At 72.7% G+C, this 19,248-nt stretch carries 22 protein-coding genes; 10 read left to right on the forward strand and 12 right to left on the reverse strand.

Annotated elements, in window-relative coordinates; all coding sequences use genetic code 11:
• Positions 1 to 58 precede the first annotated feature (58 nt).
• Entirely contained in the window at positions 59 to 1,624 is a 1,566-nt protein-coding gene (lnt, locus tag ACFZDI_RS16115; RefSeq protein WP_391250999.1) for an apolipoprotein N-acyltransferase, read from the forward strand.
• Here lnt and ACFZDI_RS16120 read toward each other — a convergent pair.
• Both ACFZDI_RS16120 and ACFZDI_RS16125 read right to left on the reverse strand, forming a co-directional pair.
• Entirely contained in the window at positions 1,548 to 2,453 is a 906-nt protein-coding gene (locus ACFZDI_RS16120; RefSeq protein WP_391251001.1) for a Gfo/Idh/MocA family oxidoreductase, read from the reverse strand. The genes lnt and ACFZDI_RS16120 overlap by 77 nt on opposite strands.
• Positions 2,454 to 2,466: 13 nt before the next feature.
• Positions 2,467 to 3,651 carry an FAD-dependent monooxygenase gene (locus ACFZDI_RS16125; protein WP_391251003.1) on the reverse strand — a complete coding sequence of 395 codons (1,185 nt, stop codon included), beginning with the start codon at positions 3,649 to 3,651 and terminating at the stop codon, positions 2,467 to 2,469.
• A gap of 82 nt (positions 3,652 to 3,733) precedes the next feature.
• On the opposite strand from ACFZDI_RS16125, the gene ACFZDI_RS16130 reads away from it, so the two are divergent.
• From ACFZDI_RS16130 to ACFZDI_RS16140, 3 genes are all read left to right on the forward strand, one after another.
• Positions 3,734 to 4,324 carry a TetR/AcrR family transcriptional regulator gene (locus tag ACFZDI_RS16130; RefSeq protein WP_391251005.1) on the forward strand — a complete coding sequence of 197 codons (591 nt, stop codon included), beginning with the start codon at positions 3,734 to 3,736 and terminating at the stop codon, positions 4,322 to 4,324.
• A 43-nt stretch (positions 4,325 to 4,367) separates the two neighbouring features.
• A complete protein-coding gene (locus ACFZDI_RS16135; RefSeq protein ID WP_234848725.1) occupies positions 4,368 to 4,880 on the forward strand; it encodes a DinB family protein in 513 nt (170 codons plus the stop codon).
• Positions 4,881 to 5,238: 358 nt separating this feature from the next.
• Positions 5,239 to 5,595, forward strand: coding sequence for a hypothetical protein (locus ACFZDI_RS16140; RefSeq protein WP_391251007.1), 357 nt, complete (start codon positions 5,239 to 5,241; stop codon positions 5,593 to 5,595).
• A gap of 9 nt (positions 5,596 to 5,604) precedes the next feature.
• On the opposite strand, the gene ACFZDI_RS16145 is transcribed toward ACFZDI_RS16140, so the two are convergent.
• The 5 genes from ACFZDI_RS16145 to fabG all read right to left on the reverse strand — a co-directional run bounded on the left by ACFZDI_RS16145 (position 5,605) and on the right by fabG (position 10,431).
• Positions 5,605 to 6,105 (reverse strand): hypothetical protein, encoded by a 501-nt coding sequence (locus ACFZDI_RS16145; RefSeq protein WP_391251009.1) that lies wholly within the window; start codon positions 6,103 to 6,105, stop codon positions 5,605 to 5,607.
• A 230-nt stretch (positions 6,106 to 6,335) separates the two neighbouring features.
• Positions 6,336 to 7,019: a uracil-DNA glycosylase gene (locus tag ACFZDI_RS16150; RefSeq protein ID WP_391251011.1), complete on the reverse strand. Its 684-nt coding sequence runs from the start codon at positions 7,017 to 7,019 to the stop codon at positions 6,336 to 6,338.
• Positions 7,020 to 7,112: 93 nt separating this feature from the next.
• Positions 7,113 to 8,699: an ABC transporter substrate-binding protein gene (locus ACFZDI_RS16155; RefSeq protein WP_234848721.1), complete on the reverse strand. Its 1,587-nt coding sequence runs from the start codon at positions 8,697 to 8,699 to the stop codon at positions 7,113 to 7,115.
• A gap of 199 nt (positions 8,700 to 8,898) precedes the next feature.
• The gene (locus tag ACFZDI_RS16160; protein ID WP_234848720.1) at positions 8,899 to 9,657 is read right to left on the reverse strand and encodes an SDR family oxidoreductase; all 759 of its coding nucleotides are present in this window, start codon (positions 9,655 to 9,657) and stop codon (positions 8,899 to 8,901) included.
• A 12-nt stretch (positions 9,658 to 9,669) separates the two neighbouring features.
• On the reverse strand, positions 9,670 to 10,431 hold the full coding sequence (gene fabG / locus ACFZDI_RS16165) for a 3-oxoacyl-ACP reductase FabG (RefSeq protein WP_391251014.1): 762 nt from the start codon (positions 10,429 to 10,431) through the stop codon (positions 9,670 to 9,672).
• Between the two features lie 230 nt (positions 10,432 to 10,661).
• Between fabG and ACFZDI_RS16170 the strand changes: the two genes are divergently transcribed.
• A complete protein-coding gene (locus ACFZDI_RS16170) occupies positions 10,662 to 11,156 on the forward strand; it encodes an excalibur calcium-binding protein (protein WP_391251016.1) in 495 nt (164 codons plus the stop codon).
• Between the two features lie 21 nt (positions 11,157 to 11,177).
• On the opposite strand, the gene ACFZDI_RS16175 is transcribed toward ACFZDI_RS16170, so the two are convergent.
• Together ACFZDI_RS16175 and ACFZDI_RS16180 are read right to left on the reverse strand one after the other, a co-directional pair.
• The gene (locus ACFZDI_RS16175; protein WP_234848717.1) at positions 11,178 to 11,591 is read right to left on the reverse strand and encodes a DUF3037 domain-containing protein; all 414 of its coding nucleotides are present in this window, start codon (positions 11,589 to 11,591) and stop codon (positions 11,178 to 11,180) included.
• Positions 11,588 to 12,343, reverse strand: coding sequence for a HipA family kinase (locus ACFZDI_RS16180; protein WP_391251018.1), 756 nt, complete (start codon positions 12,341 to 12,343; stop codon positions 11,588 to 11,590). The genes ACFZDI_RS16175 and ACFZDI_RS16180 overlap by 4 nt, the downstream gene beginning before the upstream one ends.
• Positions 12,344 to 12,542: 199 nt before the next feature.
• Here ACFZDI_RS16180 and ACFZDI_RS16185 point away from each other — a divergent pair, with 199 nt between their 5' ends.
• The gene (locus ACFZDI_RS16185; RefSeq protein ID WP_234848715.1) at positions 12,543 to 13,031 is read left to right on the forward strand and encodes a Rieske (2Fe-2S) protein; all 489 of its coding nucleotides are present in this window, start codon (positions 12,543 to 12,545) and stop codon (positions 13,029 to 13,031) included.
• Here the strand turns inward: ACFZDI_RS16185 and ACFZDI_RS16190 are convergent.
• Positions 13,018 to 13,665 carry a cysteine hydrolase gene (locus ACFZDI_RS16190; RefSeq protein ID WP_234848714.1) on the reverse strand — a complete coding sequence of 216 codons (648 nt, stop codon included), beginning with the start codon at positions 13,663 to 13,665 and terminating at the stop codon, positions 13,018 to 13,020. The genes ACFZDI_RS16185 and ACFZDI_RS16190 overlap by 14 nt on opposite strands.
• A 134-nt stretch (positions 13,666 to 13,799) precedes the next feature.
• On the opposite strand from ACFZDI_RS16190, the gene ACFZDI_RS16195 reads away from it, so the two are divergent.
• The gene (locus tag ACFZDI_RS16195) at positions 13,800 to 14,270 is read left to right on the forward strand and encodes a pyridoxamine 5'-phosphate oxidase family protein (protein ID WP_234848713.1); all 471 of its coding nucleotides are present in this window, start codon (positions 13,800 to 13,802) and stop codon (positions 14,268 to 14,270) included.
• A gap of 15 nt (positions 14,271 to 14,285) precedes the next feature.
• Here the strand turns inward: ACFZDI_RS16195 and ACFZDI_RS16200 are convergent, their stop codons facing one another.
• Complete coding sequence (locus ACFZDI_RS16200; RefSeq protein ID WP_391251021.1) at positions 14,286 to 15,188, reverse strand: LysR substrate-binding domain-containing protein; 903 nt, start codon at positions 15,186 to 15,188, stop codon at positions 14,286 to 14,288.
• Positions 15,189 to 15,263: 75 nt separating this feature from the next.
• Here ACFZDI_RS16200 and ACFZDI_RS16205 point away from each other — a divergent pair, with 75 nt between their 5' ends.
• Positions 15,264 to 16,217, forward strand: a complete 954-nt coding sequence (locus ACFZDI_RS16205) for an EamA family transporter (RefSeq protein ID WP_391251023.1) — start codon at positions 15,264 to 15,266, stop codon at positions 16,215 to 16,217.
• A gap of 20 nt (positions 16,218 to 16,237) precedes the next feature.
• On the opposite strand, the gene ACFZDI_RS16210 is transcribed toward ACFZDI_RS16205, so the two are convergent.
• Positions 16,238 to 17,569, reverse strand: a complete 1,332-nt coding sequence (locus ACFZDI_RS16210; RefSeq protein ID WP_391251025.1) for an aminotransferase class I/II-fold pyridoxal phosphate-dependent enzyme — start codon at positions 17,567 to 17,569, stop codon at positions 16,238 to 16,240.
• 35 nt (positions 17,570 to 17,604) lie between these two features.
• Here ACFZDI_RS16210 and ACFZDI_RS16215 point away from each other — a divergent pair, with 35 nt between their 5' ends.
• Positions 17,605 to 18,291 carry a pyridoxamine 5'-phosphate oxidase family protein gene (locus tag ACFZDI_RS16215; protein WP_391251027.1) on the forward strand — a complete coding sequence of 229 codons (687 nt, stop codon included), beginning with the start codon at positions 17,605 to 17,607 and terminating at the stop codon, positions 18,289 to 18,291.
• Complete coding sequence (locus tag ACFZDI_RS16220) at positions 18,291 to 18,929, forward strand: FMN-binding negative transcriptional regulator (protein ID WP_391251029.1); 639 nt, start codon at positions 18,291 to 18,293, stop codon at positions 18,927 to 18,929. Before ACFZDI_RS16215 ends, ACFZDI_RS16220 begins: the two co-directional genes overlap by 1 nt.
• The last annotated feature ends 319 nt before the right edge of the window (positions 18,930 to 19,248 follow it).

Here is a 19,248-nt window from a genome sequence, read left to right on the forward strand (position 1 = left end):
GGTGTTCTAGATCGTCCTCGGGGCGCACACTGGAGGCACCGCGGGGTAGGAGGCGCCTATGAAGACGCTCGGCCACTGGCTCGCCTCCCCGTGGCGCCGCTCGGCCGCCGCGGCGGTCGCGGGCGCCCTCACCGTCCTCGCGTTTCCCGCGCCGTCGCTGTGGTGGTGCGCCTACGTCGCCCTGGCCCCGTGGCTCCTGTTGCTGCGCACCGCGCCGACCGGGAAGCGGGCCGCCTACGACGGCTGGTGCGGGGGCTTCGGCTTCATGCTGGCCATGCACCACTGGCTGCTGCCGAGTCTGAACGTGTTCACGTTCGTCATCGCCGCCCTCCTCGGCGCCCTGTGGGCCCCGTGGGGCTGGCTGGTGCGCCGTCTGCTGGGCGGTCTGCCCTCCCGGCGTGACGTCGCCGTCGCGCTCCTGGTGCTGCCGTCGGGCTGGCTGGCCGTCGAACTGGTCCGCTCCTGGCAGGGGCTGGGCGGCCCCTGGGGCATGCTCGGCAGCAGCCAGTGGCAGACCGAACCTGCGCTGCGGCTCGCCTCGGTCGGCGGGGTGTGGCTGCTCAGCTGGCTGCTCGTGGCCGTCAACGTGGCGTTCGCCGTCCTGGTCGCGCTGCGCAGGGCGCGGGTGCCCGCCGTGGCCGGTCTGGTCGCCACGGCCGCGGCCACCTCCGCCGCCTGGGCGTTCTCGCCCCGCCCCGCCGTCGACGGCCACGTCAGGATCGCGGTCGTTCAGCCCGGTGTCATCGTCGGCCCCGACGGCCGGTTCGACCGCGAGGAGCAACTCACCCGCCGGCTCGCCGGGCAGGACGTCGACCTGATCGTCTGGGGCGAGAGCAGTGTCGGCTTCGACCTCGGGGACCGGTCCGACCTGGCCCGGCGGCTCGCGGACCTCTCCCGTGCGACGGGCGCGGACATCCTGGTCAACGTGGACGCCCGGCGCTCCGACAAGCCCGGCATCTACAAGAGTTCGGTCCTGGTCGGGCCCGACGGCCTGACCGGCGAGCGCTACGACAAGATGCGGCTCGTGCCGTTCGGCGAGTACATCCCGGCGCGCTCCCTGCTCGGCTGGGCCACCTCGGTCGGCAAGGCCGCGGGCGAGGACCGCAGGCGCGGTTCGCAGCCGATCGTGATGAACGTCGGCGACGGGCTGCGCGCCGGCCCGCTGGTGTGCTTCGAGACCGCCTTCCCCGACATGACGCGCCATCTCACCCGGGAGGGCGTCGACGTGCTGATCGGCCAGTCGTCGACGTCCACCTTCCAGCACAGCTGGGCACCCGAGCAGCACGCCTCGCTCGCCGCGCTCCGGGCCGCCGAGACCGGCCGCCCCATGGTGCACGCGACCCTGACGGGCGTGTCCGCCGTCTACGGCCCGGACGGACAGCGCGCCGGCTCATGGCTCGGCACGGACGCCTCCGCGGCGCGGGTCTACGACATCCCGCTCGCCCACGGCACCACCCCCTACGTCCGCCACGGCGACTGGACGGTGCACGCGGCGATGGTCATCCTCGCCCTGTGGGCCGTCGGCGAGGGCGTGCGGACCCTGCGGATCAGGCGCTCTGATCCTGAACCGCACGTACCACCCGCTCGCACAGTTCATGGGTCTCCAGCGCGTCCCGGGCGCTGAGCACCCGGCCCGCCCGGACCGCGTCGAGGAACGCGAGCACCGCCTGCTCGATCCCGCGCTGCCGGGCCACCGGCACCCAGTCGCCGCGCCGCCGCACGGTCGGCTGCCCCTTGTGGTCGACGACCTCGGCGAGGTTGACCACCTGCCGCTTGGTGTCCTGCCCGGACACCTCGAGGATCTCCTCGGCGGAGCCGCTGAGCCGGTTCATCACGCCGAGCGCGGTGAAGCCGTCCCCGGCGAGCTGGAGCACCACGTGGTGCAGCAGGCCGTCCCGGACCCGGGCGCGCACCGTCACGTCGTCGACCTCGCCGGGCACCAGGAACCGCAGGGTGTCGACGACGTGGATGAAGTCGTCGAGGATCATCGAGCGGGGTTCCTCGGGCAGCCCGATGCGGTTCTTCTGCATCAGGATCAGCTCGCGCGGATGGTCCGCGCACTGCGTGTAGCCGGGGGCGTGGCGCCGGTTGAAGCCGACGGCGAGGCTCACGTCCCGCTCCTCGGCGAGCGCCACCAGCCGCGCTGAGTCCTCGAGTCGGTAGGCGAGCGGCTTGTCGACGTACGTCGGGACGCCCGCCTCCAGCAGCCGGGTCACGATCTCCGGGTGCACGAGCGTGGGCGCGTGCACGAAGGCCGCGTCGAGGTCCGCCGCGAGCAGGGAGTCGAGGGTGGTGTGCCGGCGCTCCGGCGGGATGTGCAGGCCCTCGGCGACCCGGTCGAGCGTGGCGGGCGTACGGGTCTGCAGGTGCAGTTCGACGCCGGGCTGGAAGGCGAGGACGGGGAGGTAGGCCTTCTGCGCGATGTCGCCGAGTCCGATGCAGCCGACCTTCACGGGGTGATCTCCTCTAACGGTTGCCTGCCGGGGTCTGCCCGGAAGCATACGGCCGCTGCGGGGGCGCCCAGTCGGCGATGCCGTCGAAGCTGCGCAGGACGAGGGCGGGCTTGGCCTTCGACAGTGCGGCGACGGCCGTGTCGCGCACGGCGATGCCGGCGCGGCTGCTCATGAGGCTGAGCCGGGCCGCCCGCACGGCCTGGCGTGCGATGGCGGTCGTGCGCGGCAGCCGGGCGGCGGTGTAGGCGGCGAGGTCGTCGCAGTGGTGGGCGAGCACGACGGCGTCCTCGATCGCCTGGTTGCCGCCCTGGCCGATGTTCGGGGGCATGGCGTGCGCGGCGTCGCCGAGCAGGGCGGTCCGGCCGTGGTGGTAGGCGGGCAGGGGTGCGGCGATGTGGTGGACGTCGTGCCGCAGGACGTCCTCGGGCCGGGCGGCGGCGAGCACAGAGGGGATGGGGTCGTGCCAGTCGCCGAAGCGGCGCAGCAGCTCGGATTTCTCGTCGTCGGGCGCCCGGCCGCCCGCGGGGGTGAGGGCGGCGCCGTAGGCGTAGACGCGTCCGTCCTTGAGCGGGTGGGTGCCCCAGAGGCGGCCCGGGCCCCAGGTTTCGTGCGAGGCGAAGCGAACGCCGGGGACGGGGATCATGACCCGCCAGGTGGTGAAGCCCGAGTAGACGGGCCCGGGGTGGCCGGGGAAGAGCACTCCGCGCACGGCGGACCGGACGCCGTCCGCGCCCACCACCAGCTCCGTCTCGAGTTCGCCGTCCGGGGTCGTGACGCGGGCCGCCCGGCCGGGTCCTCCGCTGTCGGAGAGGACCGCGGCGACGCCCGTGCGGACGGCGTCCGCCGGAAGCAGGGCGGCGAGACGCTCGATCAGGGTGGCGCGGGGCAGCAGGACGAGCGGTCCGCCGAAGCGCTGCGTGGCGGCCTCGGCGGAGGAGCGGGAGAACCACCGGCCGCTCGGAGTGCGCAAGCCCCCGTCCCCCGACCAGGCGGCGAGGTCGCGGATCTCGTCGCCGAGGCCGATGACGTCCAGCGCGCGCAAGGAGTTGGGCGCGAGGGAGATCGCGGCGCCGACCGGCTGCAGCGAGCGGGCCCGCTCCAGCACGGTGACCCGCAGGCCCCGCCGGTGCAGGGCGACCGCGGCCGTCAGGCCTCCTATCCCGCCGCCGATCACGACGGCGTGCCCGGGCTGTGCCATGGCTCCTCCTCCAAGGTGACTACACCTGTAGTGACGCCGTCGACGTTACTACAGGTGTAGTCGGGCGGGTAGCGTGAGCCCCATGCCCGTTCGCACCGCCGGCCCCGCCCGCTCCGACCTCGTCGCCGACACCGCCCTCGCCCTGCTCGCCGAGCGCGGGATGCGCGGCCTCACGCACCGGGCGGTCGACGAGGCGGCCGGACTCCCCCAGGGCTCCACCTCCAACCTCGCGCGAACCCGGCAGGCCCTGCTGGAGCTGGCGGTGCGGCGGCTGGCCGACCGTGAGGCGCGGGTGCTGGCCCTGCACGAGATGCCAGACCCGGCGGCCGGGACCGGCGCTCTGGCGGACGCGCTGGCGCTCGCGGCCCACCGGGCGCTGACGCACAACCGCGCGCTCACCGTCGCCCGCTACGAACTGGCCCTGGAGGCGACGCGCCGCCCCGAGCTGCGGGCCTTCTTCGACGCCACCGGTGCCCGCTTCCGGGACCAGCTGTCCGCCCTGGTCACCGGCATGGGCTCGACGGACCCGGCCCGGCACACCCTGTCACTGATCGCCTGGGCGGACGGGCTGATGTTCAGCTGTGTGGCGGGGTCGTTCGGTGCCCGGGTGCCGGGCCTGGAGGAGGTGCGGGCCGGCCTGCGGGAACTCCTGGAGGGGATGCTCGGGGGCTGAAAATCTTGTGGTGCGGCCGAGGCGGCTCGGAAAGGATGCTTCCATGACGAACGAACGCCGCGAACCCGCCACCACCGCCGACGAGCGCACGATGCTGGAGGGCTGGCTGGACTACCACCGCCAGACCCTCGCCTGGAAGTGCGAGGGCCTGACCGACGCCCAGCTCCGCACCGCCGCGGTCGAACCGTCCGGGCTGAGCCTGATGGGACTGGTGCGGCACATGGCGGAGGTCGAACGGGGCTGGTTCCGCAAGGTGCTCGCGGCCGAGGACGCCGGCCCGATCTACTACACCGACGAGGATCCGGACGGAGAGTTCCATCTCTCCGAGTCCGACACCTGGCAGGAGGCGTACGCCACCTGGCAGGCCGAGATCGAGGCGGCCCGGCGCAACGCGGCCCGCTTCGGCCTCGACGACATCACCGAGGGCAAGCACCGGCGCACCGGCGAGCGGTTCAACCTGCGGTGGCTCTACACCCACATGATCGAGGAGTACGCGCGGCACAACGGCCACGCCGACCTGATCCGCGAGCGCATCGACGGCACGACCGGCGACTGACCCTCGCCACCGGCATCTCGGTAAGCCCGACAGCAGCACGGGCTCACCCTGGGCACACGCATCAGCACCGCCGTCACACGTATCGCCGCACGTCACCCCCGTCACACGAGGGCCCTCCGTACGGGGCGGGAGATCACCCGTGCGGGGCAACTCCCCCCTGTCCGCCGCCCCAACGGCGGCCCGACGCACCAGAGTTGCGCGGGTGTATCGAACGACGACCACAGCGACGCTCCTGGTGACCGTGGCGGTCTCGGCCCTCTCCGGCTGTACGACGGTCCCGCGATCCCCCGCGCCGGGGCCCTCGTCGACCCCGTCCCGGCCGTCGGCGCCGGAACCGGACGGTGCGGCTCGGACCCCGGTGGTGCAGGCACCGGCCCGGGAGGCCCTGGTGCTCGTCGAGGAGGCCTCCCGCCGGCCGGAGCCTGCCACGCAGGCGACCCGCCCGGCCGCTCCCCCGGCGGCCCCGCGGCAGCAGGTGGCGCAGCAGCCCGGGCACCGCGAGGTCCGTCCGCGCCCGGCGCGTCCGGAACGCGCCGGGCCCGCACCGCTCGGCCCCCGACGGTCGCACGCCGACGTGTCGGCGTCGGTGAGCCCGGACGTCGAGAAGCGGGTCCCCCACAGCAACGCGGACGTGTGCGCCCTGGGCAGGCGCTACGGGGGATGGCGGGCGGACAGTCCGGAGGCGACGATCTGCCGTGACATGTACGGGCGTTGACCTGCCGCGTCAGGGCCGCTGCCGGGGCGGCGTCCACGTCCCCGCGCCGCCCTCCCCCAGCCGGGACTCCAGCCGTGCGATGGCCGCCCACACGCCCGTGCCGTAACCGTCGTCGACGAGGGCGAAAGCCGTGTCCCGGGCCCGCCATAGGTGTACGCGGGCGGCGTCGTACCGGCCGAGTCTGACGTAGTCGTGGGCCAGGTTCAGGTGGAGGGAGGGATAGAGCGCGGCGACCGCCGTGACGGCGAGGTCCTCCTGCCTGGCCTCCTCGGCGGCCGTCAGCGCCCGCAGGTCCCAGGCCAGTTCGTCGGCGGGATCGTCCTGGGTGTCGGCGAGGTAGTGGGCGAGGGTGCAGCGGTGCAGCGCGTCGCCGTGCTCGCCGATCTCCGCCCACAGGCCGAGGAGCCGGGCCCGGGCCTCCTCCCGGTCCCCCGCGTGGTGCAGCATGACCACCTGCCCGATCCGAGTCAGCACGGCGTCGGGCGCCGCCTGCTCCTGTCGCTCCGCCACGACGCCCTCCGCGCACTCGCCGGCTGTTCCCGCCGACGCTAACCGCAGGCGGGGACGATCCGGCTCAGGCGGCTCCGGACACCCACGGGCGGTCACCACGGCCCCGGACACCCACGGTCCGCTCCCACGGCCCGAAGAGGCTCCGGACACCACCGGGCCGGTCACCGCGCGGTCCGGGCGGCGCCGGCCGCCACCGGTCCCGTCACCGCGCGGTCCGCGGCCGGCAGGCCTCAGCCCAGGTTCGGGATCGTCCAGTCGATCGGCGTGTGGCCCTGCGCCGCCACGGCCTCGTTGATCTGCGTGAAGGGGCGGGAGCCGAAGAACTTCTTCGCCGACAGCGGTGAGGGGTGAGCACCCTTGACCACGGTGTGCCGGGACTCGTCGATCAGCGGGAGCTTCTTCTGCGCGTAGTTGCCCCACAGCACGAAGACCGCCGGGTCGGGCCGCTCGGCCACGGCCCGGATCACCGCGTCGGTGAACTTCTCCCAGCCCCGGCCCTTGTGCGAGTTGGCCTCGCCGCCGCGGACCGTGAGGACCGCGTTGAGCAGCAGCACGCCCTGCTCGGCCCACGGCATCAGATAGCCGTTGTCCGGGATCGGCGTGCCCAGCTCCTGGTGCATCTCCTTGTAGATGTTGCGCAGGGACGGCGGGATCCGGACCCCCGGCCGCACCGAGAAGCACAGCCCGTGCCCCTGCCCCTCGCCGTGGTAGGGGTCCTGACCGAGGATCAGGACCTTGACCTCCTCGTACGGCGTGGCGTCCAGCGCGGCGAAGACCTCTTCGCGCGGCGGGTAGACGGGACCCTTCGCCCGCTCCTCCTCGACGAACTCCGTCAGCTCCTTGAACCAGGGCTGCTGCAGTTCGTCGCCCAGAACCCCGCGCCAGGACTCGGGCAGCATGGCGATGTCGGTCACGTCAACGTCCTTACGATGTGCGGTCACTTCCAGGCCACAGAACCTACAGGCGACCACTGACAGCGCGCCCGTCAAAGCCCGGTGCCGGACCGCTCACCAGGCGGTCTTGCGGTGCAGCTCCCACATCATCATGATCGTCGACGGGTCCATGGCCCGCTCGGCGCCCGAGACGTCCCGGCTGGCCGCCACGTACTGCCGGCCCTGCCACAGCGGCAGCAGCCGCGCGTCGTCGACGAGGATCTGCTGGGCCTCCTCGAACTCCTTCACCACGTTCGCGCGGTCGCTCTCCCGGCGCGAGCGGGGCAGCAGGTCGCCGGTGATCTCGGGCGCCGGGTAGGGCGTGCCGAGGGCGTTCTGGTTGCCGACGAACGGCGCGATGAAGTTCTCGGCGTCCGGGAAGTCGGGGAACCAGCCACGCCCGAAGACCGGGTACTCGCCCTTCTGGTAGCCCTCGACGTACGTCTTCCAGGGCCGGCTCTTCAGGCTGATCGTGAACAGCCCTGAGGCCTCGAGCTGGCGCTTCAGCTCCTTGAACTCGCCGGCGGTCTCGGAGCCGTAGCGATCGCTGGTGTACCAGAGGGTGAGCGGGACGCGCTCGTTGATGCCCGCCTCGGTGAGGATCTTGCGGGCCTTGGCGACGTCGGGGTCGCCGTAGTCGTCGAAGTAGCCCGTGGTGTGGCCCGTGAGTCCCTTGGGGACCATGGAGTACAGCGGGTCGACGGTGTCCTTGTAGACCTTGTGGGCGATCGCCGCCCGGTCGACGACCTGCGCGACGGCCTGGCGTACGGCCTTCTTGTTCGCCCAGGAGTCCTTGGGGTTGAACACCAGGTAGTTGATGTCGGTGCCGGTGCCCTCGACGAGCTGGATCTCCTCGTCCTTGGAGGACTTGCCCTGGAGTTCGACGACGTCACCGGCCGCCAGACCGCGGTAGGTCACGTCGATGTCCCGGTTCCGCAGGGCCTTCACCATGGTGGCGGAGTCCTGGAAGTAGCGGACGGTCACCGCGTCGTTCCGGCGCTCCGCGTAGCCCTTGTAGGCGTCGTTGCGGACGAGGACGGCCTCCTTGCCCTCGGAGTACGAGTCGAGGGTGTACGGCCCCGATCCGACCACGTCGCCGTCCTTGCGCAGGCTGTCGTCCGGGTAGGCGTCCGGGGACACGATCGACATGGCGGGCGTGGCGAGCACGAACGGGAAGGTCGAGTCGGGCTTGTTGAGGTGGAAGACCACCTCGCGCTCGTTCGGCGCCTGGACCCGCTCGAGGCTGCCCAGCAGACCGGCGGGTCCGCCGTTGACGTTGATCTTGCGGATCCGGTCGAACGAGTACTTGACCGCCCGGGCGTCGAGCGCGTCCCCGTTGGAGAACGTCAGGCCCTCGCGCAGTTCACAGCGGTAGACCTGGTTCGAGGAGTCGCTGAAGCCGCACTTCTCGGCGGCGTCCGGCTGCGGCGTGCTCGCGCCCGTCGGATAGCTCAGCAGCGTCTGGTAGATGTTGCGGAACAGCTCCCAGGAACTGTCCCACGACGCGGCGGGGTCGAGGGTGCTGGGCGAGCTGGTGGTGCCCACGACGATCGGCCCTTCGTCCTCCGGGGTGTCGGAGGACAGCACGCCGCATCCGGCGAGCAGGGACGATATGGACGCGATGGCCGCCACCTGCCGCAGGCATCGGTTCCGGTTGAACACGAGCACGCTCCTCGATCTGCCATACCAAGGGTCGGCAGACCATACCGCAGTGCCGCGCCCCCTGACCCTCCCCGTCCATCACCGCTTGATCAATAAACCTTTGACGACGTTGTCATCGCACTTTGCGGTGCTTTTGCCCACCGGAACGGGCGCCGCCGATGCCGGCGGGCGCCCGTTCCGTCCGGGTGTGCGGTCCTCGTCAGCCGGTTCCGGCGTTGAGGAAGATGCCGCCGTCGACGACGAGCGTCTGGCCGGTGACCCAGTCGGACTGCTCGGAGGTGAGGAACGCGGCCGCGCCCCCGATGTCGGAGGGCACACCGAGCCGGCCGAGCGGGTAGGCCGCCGCGGCCTCCTCCTCCCGGCCCTCGTACAGGGCCTGGGCGAACTTGGTCTTCACCACGGCCGGGGCGATCGCGTTGACCCGCACCTTGGGCGCGAACTCGTGCGCGAGCTGCACGGTCAGGTTGATCATCGCGGCCTTGCTGACACCGTAGGCGCCGATGAACGGCGAGGGCGAGAGGCCCGCGACGGAGGCGATGTTGACGATCGCGCCGCCGTTGTCCTTCTGCCATGCGTGCCAGGTCCGCTGGGCGAAGCCGAGCGCCGAGACGACGTTGGTCTCGAAGACCTTGCGGGCGACGTTCAGGTCCAGGTCGGCGATCGGCCCGAACACGGGGTTGGTGCCCGCGTTGTTGATCAGGTGGTCGACGCGGCCGAAGGCCTCCATCGTGCGCTCGACGGCCGCGGCCTGGTGGGCCTCGTCGTGCGCCTTGCCGGCGACGTAGATCGCGCGGTCGGCGCCGAGCTGCTCGACGGCCTCCTTGAGGGCGTCCTCGTTGCGGCCGGTGATGCACACGCGGTCGCCGCGCGCGACCAGGGCCTCGGCGACGCCGTAGCCGATGCCGCGGCTGGCGCCCGTGACGAGGGCGACCTTGCCGGAGAGTTCCACGGAAGTCATGTTCTTCGTCCTCTAGTCGAGCGGTCCGCCGGCCACGTACAGCACCTGGCCGGAGACGAATCCGGCGGCCTCGCCGGTGAAGAAGGCGATGGCGTTGGCGATGTCCTCCGGCTCGCCGACCCGGGCCACCGGGATCTGGGTGGCGGCGGCGGCCTTGAAGTCCTCGAAGCCCATGCCGACGCGCTCGGCGGTGGTCTTGGTCATCTCGGTGGCGATGAAGCCGGGCGCGACGGAGTTGGCGGTGACGCCAAACTTGCCGAGCTCCTTGGCGAGGGTCTTGGTGAAGCCCTGCAGGCCCGCCTTGGCGGCCGAGTAGTTCACCTGGCCGCGGTTGCCGAGCGCGGACGACGACGACAGGTTGACGATCCGGCCGAAGCCCGCGTCCACCATGTGCTTCTGACAGGCCTTGGACATCAGGAAGGCGCCGCGCAGGTGCACGTTCATGACGGTGTCCCAGTCGGAGACGCTCATCTTGAACAGCAGGTTGTCGCGCAGCACGCCCGCGTTGTTGACCAGGATCGTCGGGGCGCCGAGTTCCTCGGCGATCCGCGCGACGGCCGCCTCGACCTGTGCCTCGTCGGAGACGTCGCAGCCGACGGCGAGGGCCTTGCCGCCGGCGGCGGTGATCTTCTCGACGGTGTCCTTGCAGGCCGCCTCGTCGAGGTCGAGCACGGCGACCGCGCGGCCCTCGGCGGCCAGTCGTACGGCGGTGGCGGCACCGATGCCGCGCGCGGCACCGGTCACGACGGCAACCCGCTGCTCAGTGGTGGACATGACTGCTACTCCTCAGGTGAGCGACCGCTTAGTACCTTCAGTGGGTGTGACGCTAGAAGCCCTGGCACGCGGTGTCAACGGCCACGGGCGGCATGTGATCCATCACCCGGGTCGGCCGGGCCCCGCAGCGCCCCCGACGACACCCGATCGGCCCACGGCGGCGCGCCGCCGGACCCTTCGGTGCCTAGCGTCGAAGCGCGAGCCACCCACGGTCGGAAGGGAGGCGCTCCATGCGCCGTCGCACCGGGGCCCTGGGCGCGCTGTTCGCGGTCGTCGCGATCGTGCCCATGGCCGACCCCGCTCATGCCCGGCAGGACCTGGACTGCCGCGATTTCGCCTTCCAGGAGGACGCGCAGGCCGTCTTCGACGCGGATCGCAGCGATCCCCACGGACTCGACGAGGACGAGGGCCCGGACGACGGCATCGCGTGCGAGGCGCTGGCCCACCGCGGCATCATCTCGCCCACCACGTCACCCACCGCCTCCCCCAGCACTTCCGCCACCGCGTCACCCACCCGGTCCGCGAGCGCGTCGGTCAGCCCCTCCGTCAGCCCTTCGGTCCGGCCCTCCGTCAGCCCGTCCAGCAGCCCGTCCGGGGGTGTGCGGGGCGGACTCGGCGGCGCGGTGGCCTCGGGGCCCAGCGACTGGGAGCTGGCGATCGGCCTGACCTTCGCGGCGGGTGCCGCTCTCGCGGCCGGATACGTGGTGCGGCGCCGCCGGCGCTGACCAACGGGACGGGGGTGCCCCTCACCTCACCAGCAGGTCCAGCAACCGCTCGGTCTCCGCACCGGGGTCCGTGGTCAGGCCGGTGTGCACCGGGCCGGGCTGGACGATCGTGGAGCGGGGGGCGACCAGCCACCGGAAGCGGCGGCCCGGGTCGTCGGACGCCGCCTGGCCGGCCGTGGATCCGCCCGCGCACAAGCCCTCCACCGCCCGCAGGGCGGCCCGCACCCCGGCCACGTCGGCCCGCGGGTCGAGGGCCAGCAGCCGGGCCTCGTCGAGGTGGGTGCGGGCACCGACGTAGGACTCGGCGCGGCAGTAGACCAGGACCCCGGCGTTGATGCACTCGCCGCGTTCGACGCGCGGGACGACGCGCAGGACGGCGTACTCGTAGACGTGGCGGTCCCGGGGGCCGCCCTTGATGATGTGCCGGTCGTTCACTTCAGCCCCCGGATGCGCTCGTGGATGACGGCGGCCCGTGCCAGCAGCGGGCGCGCGTAGGCCTGCCGCAGATCGTCCGGCTCGCTGAAGCCGGGCTCGTCCGTGAGCCAGGCGTCCGGGATCTGCGCGGTGACGTCGGCGAGGAGTTCCTCGGTGACCAGGGGCGCCAACGCGGCGGCCGCGGCGGCGACATCGGGGGCGAAGGACGCCAGCGCGTGGTCGGAGGCGTCGTACGGACGGGCGGCGGAGGCCTCCACACCGGGCCAGTTGTGGTGCCAGATCATCGTCGCGCCGTGATCGACGAGCCACAACTCGCCCTGCCACCGCAGCAGGTTGGGGTTGCGCCAGGACCGGTCGACGTTGTTGATCAGCGCGTCGAACCACACCACGCGGCCGGCCTCCTCGGGGCTCACCGGGAACGCGAGCGGGTCGAAGCCGAGGGCGCCGGAGAGGAAGTCCATGCCGAGGTTGGTGCCGCCGCTGGACCGGAGCAGGCTCTGCACCTGCTCGTCCGGTTCGCCCAGCCCCAGTTCCGGGTCGAGGGCGACGGTGACCAGGCGCGGCATCCGCAGCCCGAGGCGCCGGGCGAGTTCCCCGCAGACCACTTCGGCGACGAGCGTCTTGCGTCCCTGTCCGGCGCCGGTGAACTTGAGGACGTAGGTGCCGGAGTCGTCGGCCTCGATCAGGCCCGGCAGCGAACCGCCCTCGCGCAGGGGCGCGATGAAACGGGTCGCGATCACTTCCTTGAGCATCGCCCCAGGTTACTGACGTACCGGGCGGCCGTGGCGGCGGGCCTCGCGGGCGCGGGCCGGAACCCGACAGCGAACCGACAGCTGCGCTTGACCCGTGTCCTTGCTCGAACGGGTCAGGATTTCGACAGGGTCTGAACAGCCGGTCCGCAAGGGCCGTACCTCTCGGCAGATCACGAATTCCCCCGGAAGGAACGTCAGCATGACCAGCGAATCAGTTCAGCCGATGTCGGGACCGAGCCGCCGCACCGTCGTGGCGGCGGTCGGCGCGGCGGGGCTCACCGTGGCGCTGACGGCGTGCGGTTCGGATGACAAGGCGTCCGACCCGTCCACCGAACAGGGTGCCGCCGGTGGCGGTGCGACGAACGAAGGGGGCGGCTCGTCCGCCGGGGCGGGAGCCGGTGGTGCGGCGCTCGCGAAGACCGCCGACATCCCCGAGGGCGGCGGCAAGATCTTCAAGGACGAGAAGGTCGTGGTCTCGCAGCCGGCTGCGGGTGACTACAAGGCCTTCTCGACGATCTGCACCCACCAGAAGTGTCCGATGGTGGATCTGAAGGACGACGTCATCTCCTGCGCCTGTCACGGCAGTCAGTTCTCCGTGCTCGACGGCAGCGTGAAGAAGGGTCCGGCGGTCGAACCGCTGGAGGCGAAGCAGATCAGCGTGAAGGGCGACTCCATCACGCTGGCCTGACGCCCCGCGCACGCTCCAGGCAGGCCAGTACCTCGTCCGTGGTCGCGACCGTGGCGACCAGCGCGAGGGTGTGGCGGATCATCGCGGGGGTGTAGTCGGCGGGCACTCCCGCGATGGCGTCCGCCGGGACGACGACGGTGTAGCCGAGGTTCACGGCGTCGAACACGGCGTTGGGCACGGCCACGTTGGCGGAGACGCCGGTGACGATCAGCGTGCGGCAGCCAAGGTTGCGCAGCAGCGGATCGACGTCGGTGCCGTGCAGGGGTGACAGCCCGTGCAGCCGCCGCACGACGAGGTCCTCCTCCGCGACCTCGATCGGGGCGGCCACCCGCACCGCGGGCGTGCCGGTCAGCTGCTGGACGGGCAGGCGGGCGGCGGCGCGGAAGAGGCGGGCGTTGCGATTGGCGCCGCGGCCGTCGGGCCGGCGCTCGGCGACGGCATGGACGACCTGGACGCCGCCGTCGTGGGCGGCCGCCACCAGCCGGGCAACATTGGCGAGGGCGCCGGCACGTGCCTGTCCGGCGAGTTCGGGCAGGGCACTGTCCGCCCCGACGACGCCCTCCTGGCACTCGACGGTGAGCAGCACGGTGGTGCGCGGTTCGAGGAGTTCGCTGAGCGCTGCGTACGAGGGCACGGTTTTCCCCCTGTCACCGGCGGCCGGGCGGGCGAGCGTAGCCACCATTGCGCACGGACGGAAGAGCCCTCATCCTTTTCTGACGTGATGTCAGAGGATCTCCTCTGGCACGACGTGGGAGAAAGAGGGGGCGCATGACCGTCACGCAGCAGCGCAGGGGCCGGAAGATCATGATGACGCCGGGCGAGCTGGACGAGTTCCTGACCACCCAGCGCACCTGCCGGGTCGCCACGGTGTCGGCCGACGGGGCGCCGCACGTGAGCACGCTGTGGTTCGCCTGGGACGGCACCTCGATGTGGCTGTACTCGGTGGTGCGCAGCAAGCGCTGGACCGACCTGCGGCGCGATGGACGGGTGGCGATCGTGGTCGACACCGGCGAGGAGTACGACGAGCTGCGCGGCGCCGAGCTGTCGGGCACCGTCGAGTTCGTGGGCGAGATACCGCGCACGGGCGAGCTTCGAGCCGAACTCGACGTCCCGGAGATGCTGTTCGCGCGGAAGAACTTCGGCCTGGAGGAGATGCCGCACGACGGCCGGCACGCCTGGATCCGTCTGACGCCGCAGAAGATCGTCTCCTGGGACTTCCGCAAACTGTCGGGGCAGTAGCCGCCGCCCGGACCGTCAGCCGACGTCCTCCGCCGCCGCCCGCAGGGCCTTCACCGCCGCCCGGATCGACGGGCGGCGGTCCGCGTCCGCACGCCAGACGACGTACACGTGCCGGCGGACCCGCTGCCGGAGGGGGACGGTCACGACACCGTCGGGCACGGGGTGGCGGCCGAGCAGCGGGGCGATGCACACGCCGAGGCCCGCGGCGACCAGCGCGAGCTGGGTGTGGGTCTCGGCGGCGCGGTGACCGACGATCGGCTCGACGCCCTTGGAGCGGAGCGTGAACATCAGCCACTCGTGGCAGAACTCGCCGTCGCCCCAGGTGATCCACTCGTCGTCGGCGAACTCCCCGAGGTCCACTTCGTCACGCCCGGCGAGCCGGTGGTCCACCGGCAGGGCGACCTCGGCCGGGTCGTCCAGGATCGACGCCTTGACCAGGCCCTCGGGCAGCGCCATCGGCTTGTTGTACCAGTCGAGCACCACGGCGAGGTCGAGGTCGCCGCGCACCACCCCGGCGATGCCGTGCTCCGGTTCCAGCTCACAGGAGCGCAGCCGGAGGGCGGGGTGCTGCTCGCGCAGTGCGGCCAGCGCGTGCGGGAAGAGGCCCCGCGCGGCCGTCGGGAACGCCGCCAGTCTGAGGTCGCCGACGACCTGCCCGCGCTGCGCCTCCAGGTCGGACTGGGCGAGTTCCACCTGGGAGAGGATGCGCGCGGCGTGCTCGGCGAGCAGCCGGCCCGCGTCGGTGAGCCGCACGCCCCGGCCGTTCTTGGCGAGGAGCCGCTGGCCGACCTCGCGCTCCAGCTTGGACAACTGCTGCGAGACGGCGGACGTCGTGATGTGCAGCCCCTCGGCCGCCCCGCTCACCGAGCCGTGCCGGGCGAGGGCGTCGAGGGTGCGCAGGCGCTCCAGGTTCAACATGTAAGCAATGCTACGCAGTACCGGGTGCGAAATCTCGCTTGTGCTACGAGGTTCTGGTGCCGCATCGTGGCTGCCATGAGCACCGTCACCACCCCGTCCGGCTGCGCCGCCACCGCCTCGCCCGCTCCGCCCCGCCGCCTCCTCGACTGGCGCATCCGGTTCGCCGCCCTGTCGTTGATCTGGGGCTTCAGCTTCCTCCTCATCAAGGTGGGCACCGAGACCTACGCGCCGTTCCAGGTGACGCTCGGCCGGCTGGTGTTCGGCACCGCGGTGCTGGCCGCCGCGATGGCGGTACGACGGGAGCGGCTGCCGCGCGGGGTGCGTGTCTGGGGGCACCTGACGGTCGCCGCGTTCCTGCTCAACGCCCTGCCGTTCTCCCTGTTCGCGTACGCCGAGCTGACCATCCCGTCCACCCTGGCGGGCATCTGCAACGCGACCTCGCCGCTGTGGGGTATGGCGCTGTCGCTGGTCGCCCTGTCGGAGGACCGCCCGACCCGGGTGCGGGTCGCGGGCCTCGGGCTGGGCTTCCTCGGGGTGCTCACGGTGCTGGGCGCGTGGCAGGGCTTCCACGGCCTGGACGCCACCGGGACGGCACTGGCCCTGCTGGCGTCCCTGAGCTACCCGGTCGGGTGGATCTACGTGCGCCGCACCCTCGCCGGCACCGGCCACTCGCACCTGTCGATGACCGGCGCGCAACTGCTGCTGGCCACGGTCCAGCTGGCCGTCGTCACCCCGCTGTTCACGGCCGTGCCGACCCGCCTGTCCGTCGTGCCGCTGCTGGCGATCGCCGCGCTGGGTGCACTGGGCACGGGCCTCGCGGTGCTCCTCCAGTACGGCCTGGTCGCCGAGGTCGGCCCGACGACCGCACAGATGGTCACGTACTTCATCCCGGTCATCGCTACGGCCGCGGGCGTCGCATTGCTCGGTGAGACCCTCACGTGGTCGACACCGGTCGGGGCGGTGATCGTGCTGACGGGAGCGGCGCTCACGCAAGTACGGCCGAAGCCCCTGAAGGTGCCGCAGACGTAGCGAAGCCCCTGACGGCTGTCTCAGACGTAACTGCGCGCGGGGGCGGGTCCGAGGGCCGAGGCGATCGCATCGGCCAGGGGCTCGATCTCGCCGTCGGCGAGGGGCGACACGGTGACCCGGATGCCGGGCGGCGCGGCCAGCCGGAAGCGCGCGCCGGGGGCCACGGCCCAGCCAGCGTGCAGCAGCCGGGCGACGGCACCGGTCTCGTCCGGCACGGGCACCCACACACTCATGCCGCTGCGCCCGCTCGCCGCGACGCCGCGTCGCCCGAGCGCCCCGATCAGCGCGTTCCGCCGCCGTCCGTACGACGCCGCCACCGCGGCGGTGTCCACCGCGCCGTCGGTCCACAGCCGCACCAGGGCCCGCTGCATCAGCCGGCTCACCCAGCCCGGCCCGAGCCGGTGCCGTCCGCTCACCCGGTCGACGGTGACGGCGTCGCCGGTGAGCACGGCGAGCCGCAGGTCGGGGCCGTAGGCCTTGGCGGCCGAGCGCACGAACGCCCAGTGCCGGGTGGCGCCGGCCAGCGGGTGCAGCGGTACGTCGACGATGCCGTGCCCGTGGTCGTCCTCGATCAGCAGCACTTCCCGGTGCTTCTGGAGCACGGCCCGCAGGGCACGCGCGCGTGCGGCGCTCACCGCCGCACCGGTCGGGTTCTGCGCCCGGTCGGTGACGATCAGGGCCCGTGCCCCGGCCTCCAGCGCCCGGCGCACATCCTCCGGGCGGGGCCCCTCGTCGTCGATGCCGACGGGGACGGTCCGCAGCCCGAGCGCGGGCACCAGATCGAGGGTGCGGCCCCAGCCGGGGTCCTCGACGCCGACGGTGTCACCGGGCTTGAGGTGGGCCGCCAGCACCCGTTCGACACCGTCCAGGGCGCCGGAGACCACGGTGAGCGGCCCGTCCGGCACCCCGTCGGCGTCGAAGCCGGCCCGCGCGATCCGGGCCAGCTCCGGATCGACGGGGGTGTCGCCGTAGAGCACGGGCGTCCGGTCGCCCTCGGCGGCGGCCGCCGCGAACGCGTCCACGAGGCTCGGCAGCAGCGCCGGATCCGGATTGCCCTGCGCGAGGTCCCGCACCCCCTCGGGGACGTCCACCCGGAAGTGCTCCCGGCCGGTCGTCGCCGGAGCGGGCCGCACCCGGCTGCCGCGCCGGCCCGCCGTCTCGATGACCCCGCGCTCGCGCAGCGTCCGGTACGCGGCCGCGACCGTGTTGGGATTCACCCCCAGCCGCTCGGCCAACTCCCTCATCGGAGGCAGCAGTTGACCGGGCCGCAGCTCGCCGGCCCCCACCGCACGCTCGACGCTCGCGGAAATGTCCGCTGCGCGCCGCCCTTGGATCGGATACTCTCCTAGCACAAAGCCCATTATGCACTAGTACAATGGAGAGCGCCATGCAGGGGACCGCGCAGACGCCGTCGCAGCCCGACACCGCCTACACGCCGACCGACCGCACGGTCCCCACCCGCTCCGCGGACCGGGCCGCGTACGACAAGGACCTGGTGCACGCGATACTCGACGAGGCCTACGTCTGCCACCTCGGCTTCGTCCGTGACGGGGCGCCCGTCGTGCTGCCCACGCTGTACGCCCGGGTCGGCGAGCGGCTGTACGTGCACGGCTCGACGGGCTCGCGTCCGCTGCGTGCGGCTGGCCAGGCCGACCCCGGCCTCCCGGTCTGCCTGACCGTCACCCACGTCGACGGTCTGGTCCTGGCCCGCTCGGCCTTCCACCACTCGATCAACTACCGCTCCGTGGTGGTGCACGGCATCGCCCGCGACGTGACGGACCCCGAGGAGAAGCGGCAGGCCCTGGACGCGCTGGTCGACCACGTCGTGCCCGGCCGCTCCGCGGACTCGCGCCCGGCCAACAAGAAGGAGCTGGCCGCCACCGCCGTGATCCGCCTGGACCTGGAGGAGGTCTCCGCGAAGCTGCGCACCGGCGGCGTGAACGACGAACCGGAGGACCTCGCCCTCCCCCACTGGGCGGGCGTCGTCCCGGTCCGGCGCTCCTACGGCACCCCGGCCCCCGACCCGGGCCTGGCCCCCGGGACCGAACTGCCCGGCTACCTCACGGCCCTGTGATGCTGATCCACCCCTGGGACGCGCCTCACGACGACACCGAATGGCAGCAGTGGCTGGCCGACCACGACTTCGGCCATCTCGCCGTCAACGGCCTGCCGGGCGAACCGCCCCACGTCCAGCCCCTGCACTTCGTCTACGACGCCGGGCGCCGCGAGGTCGTCTCCCACCTCGCCCGCCCGAACCCGCTCTGGCCGGCGCTGGAGGCGGCCCCGGACGTCGTGCTGAGCGTGGTCGACGACTACGTGTTCGTACCCGGCCCCTGGCAGGCCGCCCCGGACGTCCCGCCCGAGCACGGCACCCCGACGAGCTTCTACGCGGCCGTCCAGCTGCGCTGCCGCGCCCACGTCGTGGACCACCCGGCGGAGAAGGCCGAGCTGCTCAACCGCCAGGTGGACCACTTCCAGCCGGAGGGCGGCTCCGCGCGAGCGGAGGTGGGAGAGGCGCCCTACGGCAGGATGCTCGCGGGCATCCGCGCCCTGCGCCTCGAAGTGACGGACGTACGGGCGAAGTTCAAGTACGCCAACCACAGGCCGGCCGAGATCCGGGACCGGGTCGCCGCGGGCCTCGCGGCGCGCGGCGGCCCGGGCGACGCCAGGGCGCGCGACCACCTCCTGCGCCGACAACAGGCACAGGCGTAGCGGACGGGCCCCTGCCGGCCACAGGCACAGTGGGCGAAGGCTCCGTCGGCAACAGACGCAGAATGCGAGGCCCCGCCCGGAGCAGGCACAGTGGGCGAGGCCCCGCACGGAGCAAGCGCAGTGGGCGAAGGCTCCGTCGGCAACAGACGCAGGAGGCTAGGCCCCGCCCGGAGCAGGCACAGTGGGCGAGGCCCCGCCCGGGGCAGGCACACTGGGCGAGGCCCCGCACGGAGCAAGCGCAGTGGGCGAAGGCTCCGTCGGCAACAGACGCAGGAGGCTAGGCCCCGCCCGGAGCAGGCACAGTGGGCAAGGCCCCGCC

The organism is Streptomyces sp. NPDC007907, from assembly GCF_042959365.1.
GTDB classification, from domain to species: domain Bacteria; phylum Actinomycetota; class Actinomycetes; order Streptomycetales; family Streptomycetaceae; genus Streptomyces; species Streptomyces indiaensis.

What these genes read in the sequence shown, in the direction of transcription:
- lnt (WP_391250999.1), top strand. Translation starts at nt 59, where the DNA reads ATGAAGACGCTCGGCCACTGGCTCGCCTCCCCGTGGCGCCGCTCGGCC.
- ACFZDI_RS16125 (WP_391251003.1), bottom strand. Translation starts at nt 3,651, where the DNA reads ATGGCACAGCCCGGGCACGCCGTCGTGATCGGCGGCGGGATAGGAGGC.
- ACFZDI_RS16130 (WP_391251005.1), top strand. Translation starts at nt 3,734, where the DNA reads ATGCCCGTTCGCACCGCCGGCCCCGCCCGCTCCGACCTCGTCGCCGAC.
- ACFZDI_RS16135 (WP_234848725.1), top strand. Translation starts at nt 4,368, where the DNA reads ATGACGAACGAACGCCGCGAACCCGCCACCACCGCCGACGAGCGCACG.
- ACFZDI_RS16160 (WP_234848720.1), bottom strand. Translation starts at nt 9,657, where the DNA reads ATGACTTCCGTGGAACTCTCCGGCAAGGTCGCCCTCGTCACGGGCGCC.
- fabG (WP_391251014.1), bottom strand. Translation starts at nt 10,431, where the DNA reads ATGTCCACCACTGAGCAGCGGGTTGCCGTCGTGACCGGTGCCGCGCGC.
- ACFZDI_RS16170 (WP_391251016.1), top strand. Translation starts at nt 10,662, where the DNA reads ATGCGCCGTCGCACCGGGGCCCTGGGCGCGCTGTTCGCGGTCGTCGCG.
- ACFZDI_RS16180 (WP_391251018.1), bottom strand. Translation starts at nt 12,343, where the DNA reads ATGCTCAAGGAAGTGATCGCGACCCGTTTCATCGCGCCCCTGCGCGAG.
- ACFZDI_RS16185 (WP_234848715.1), top strand. Translation starts at nt 12,543, where the DNA reads ATGACCAGCGAATCAGTTCAGCCGATGTCGGGACCGAGCCGCCGCACC.
- ACFZDI_RS16195 (WP_234848713.1), top strand. Translation starts at nt 13,800, where the DNA reads ATGACCGTCACGCAGCAGCGCAGGGGCCGGAAGATCATGATGACGCCG.
- ACFZDI_RS16200 (WP_391251021.1), bottom strand. Translation starts at nt 15,188, where the DNA reads ATGTTGAACCTGGAGCGCCTGCGCACCCTCGACGCCCTCGCCCGGCAC.
- ACFZDI_RS16205 (WP_391251023.1), top strand. Translation starts at nt 15,264, where the DNA reads ATGAGCACCGTCACCACCCCGTCCGGCTGCGCCGCCACCGCCTCGCCC.
- ACFZDI_RS16215 (WP_391251027.1), top strand. Translation starts at nt 17,605, where the DNA reads ATGCAGGGGACCGCGCAGACGCCGTCGCAGCCCGACACCGCCTACACG.
- ACFZDI_RS16220 (WP_391251029.1), top strand. Translation starts at nt 18,291, where the DNA reads ATGCTGATCCACCCCTGGGACGCGCCTCACGACGACACCGAATGGCAG.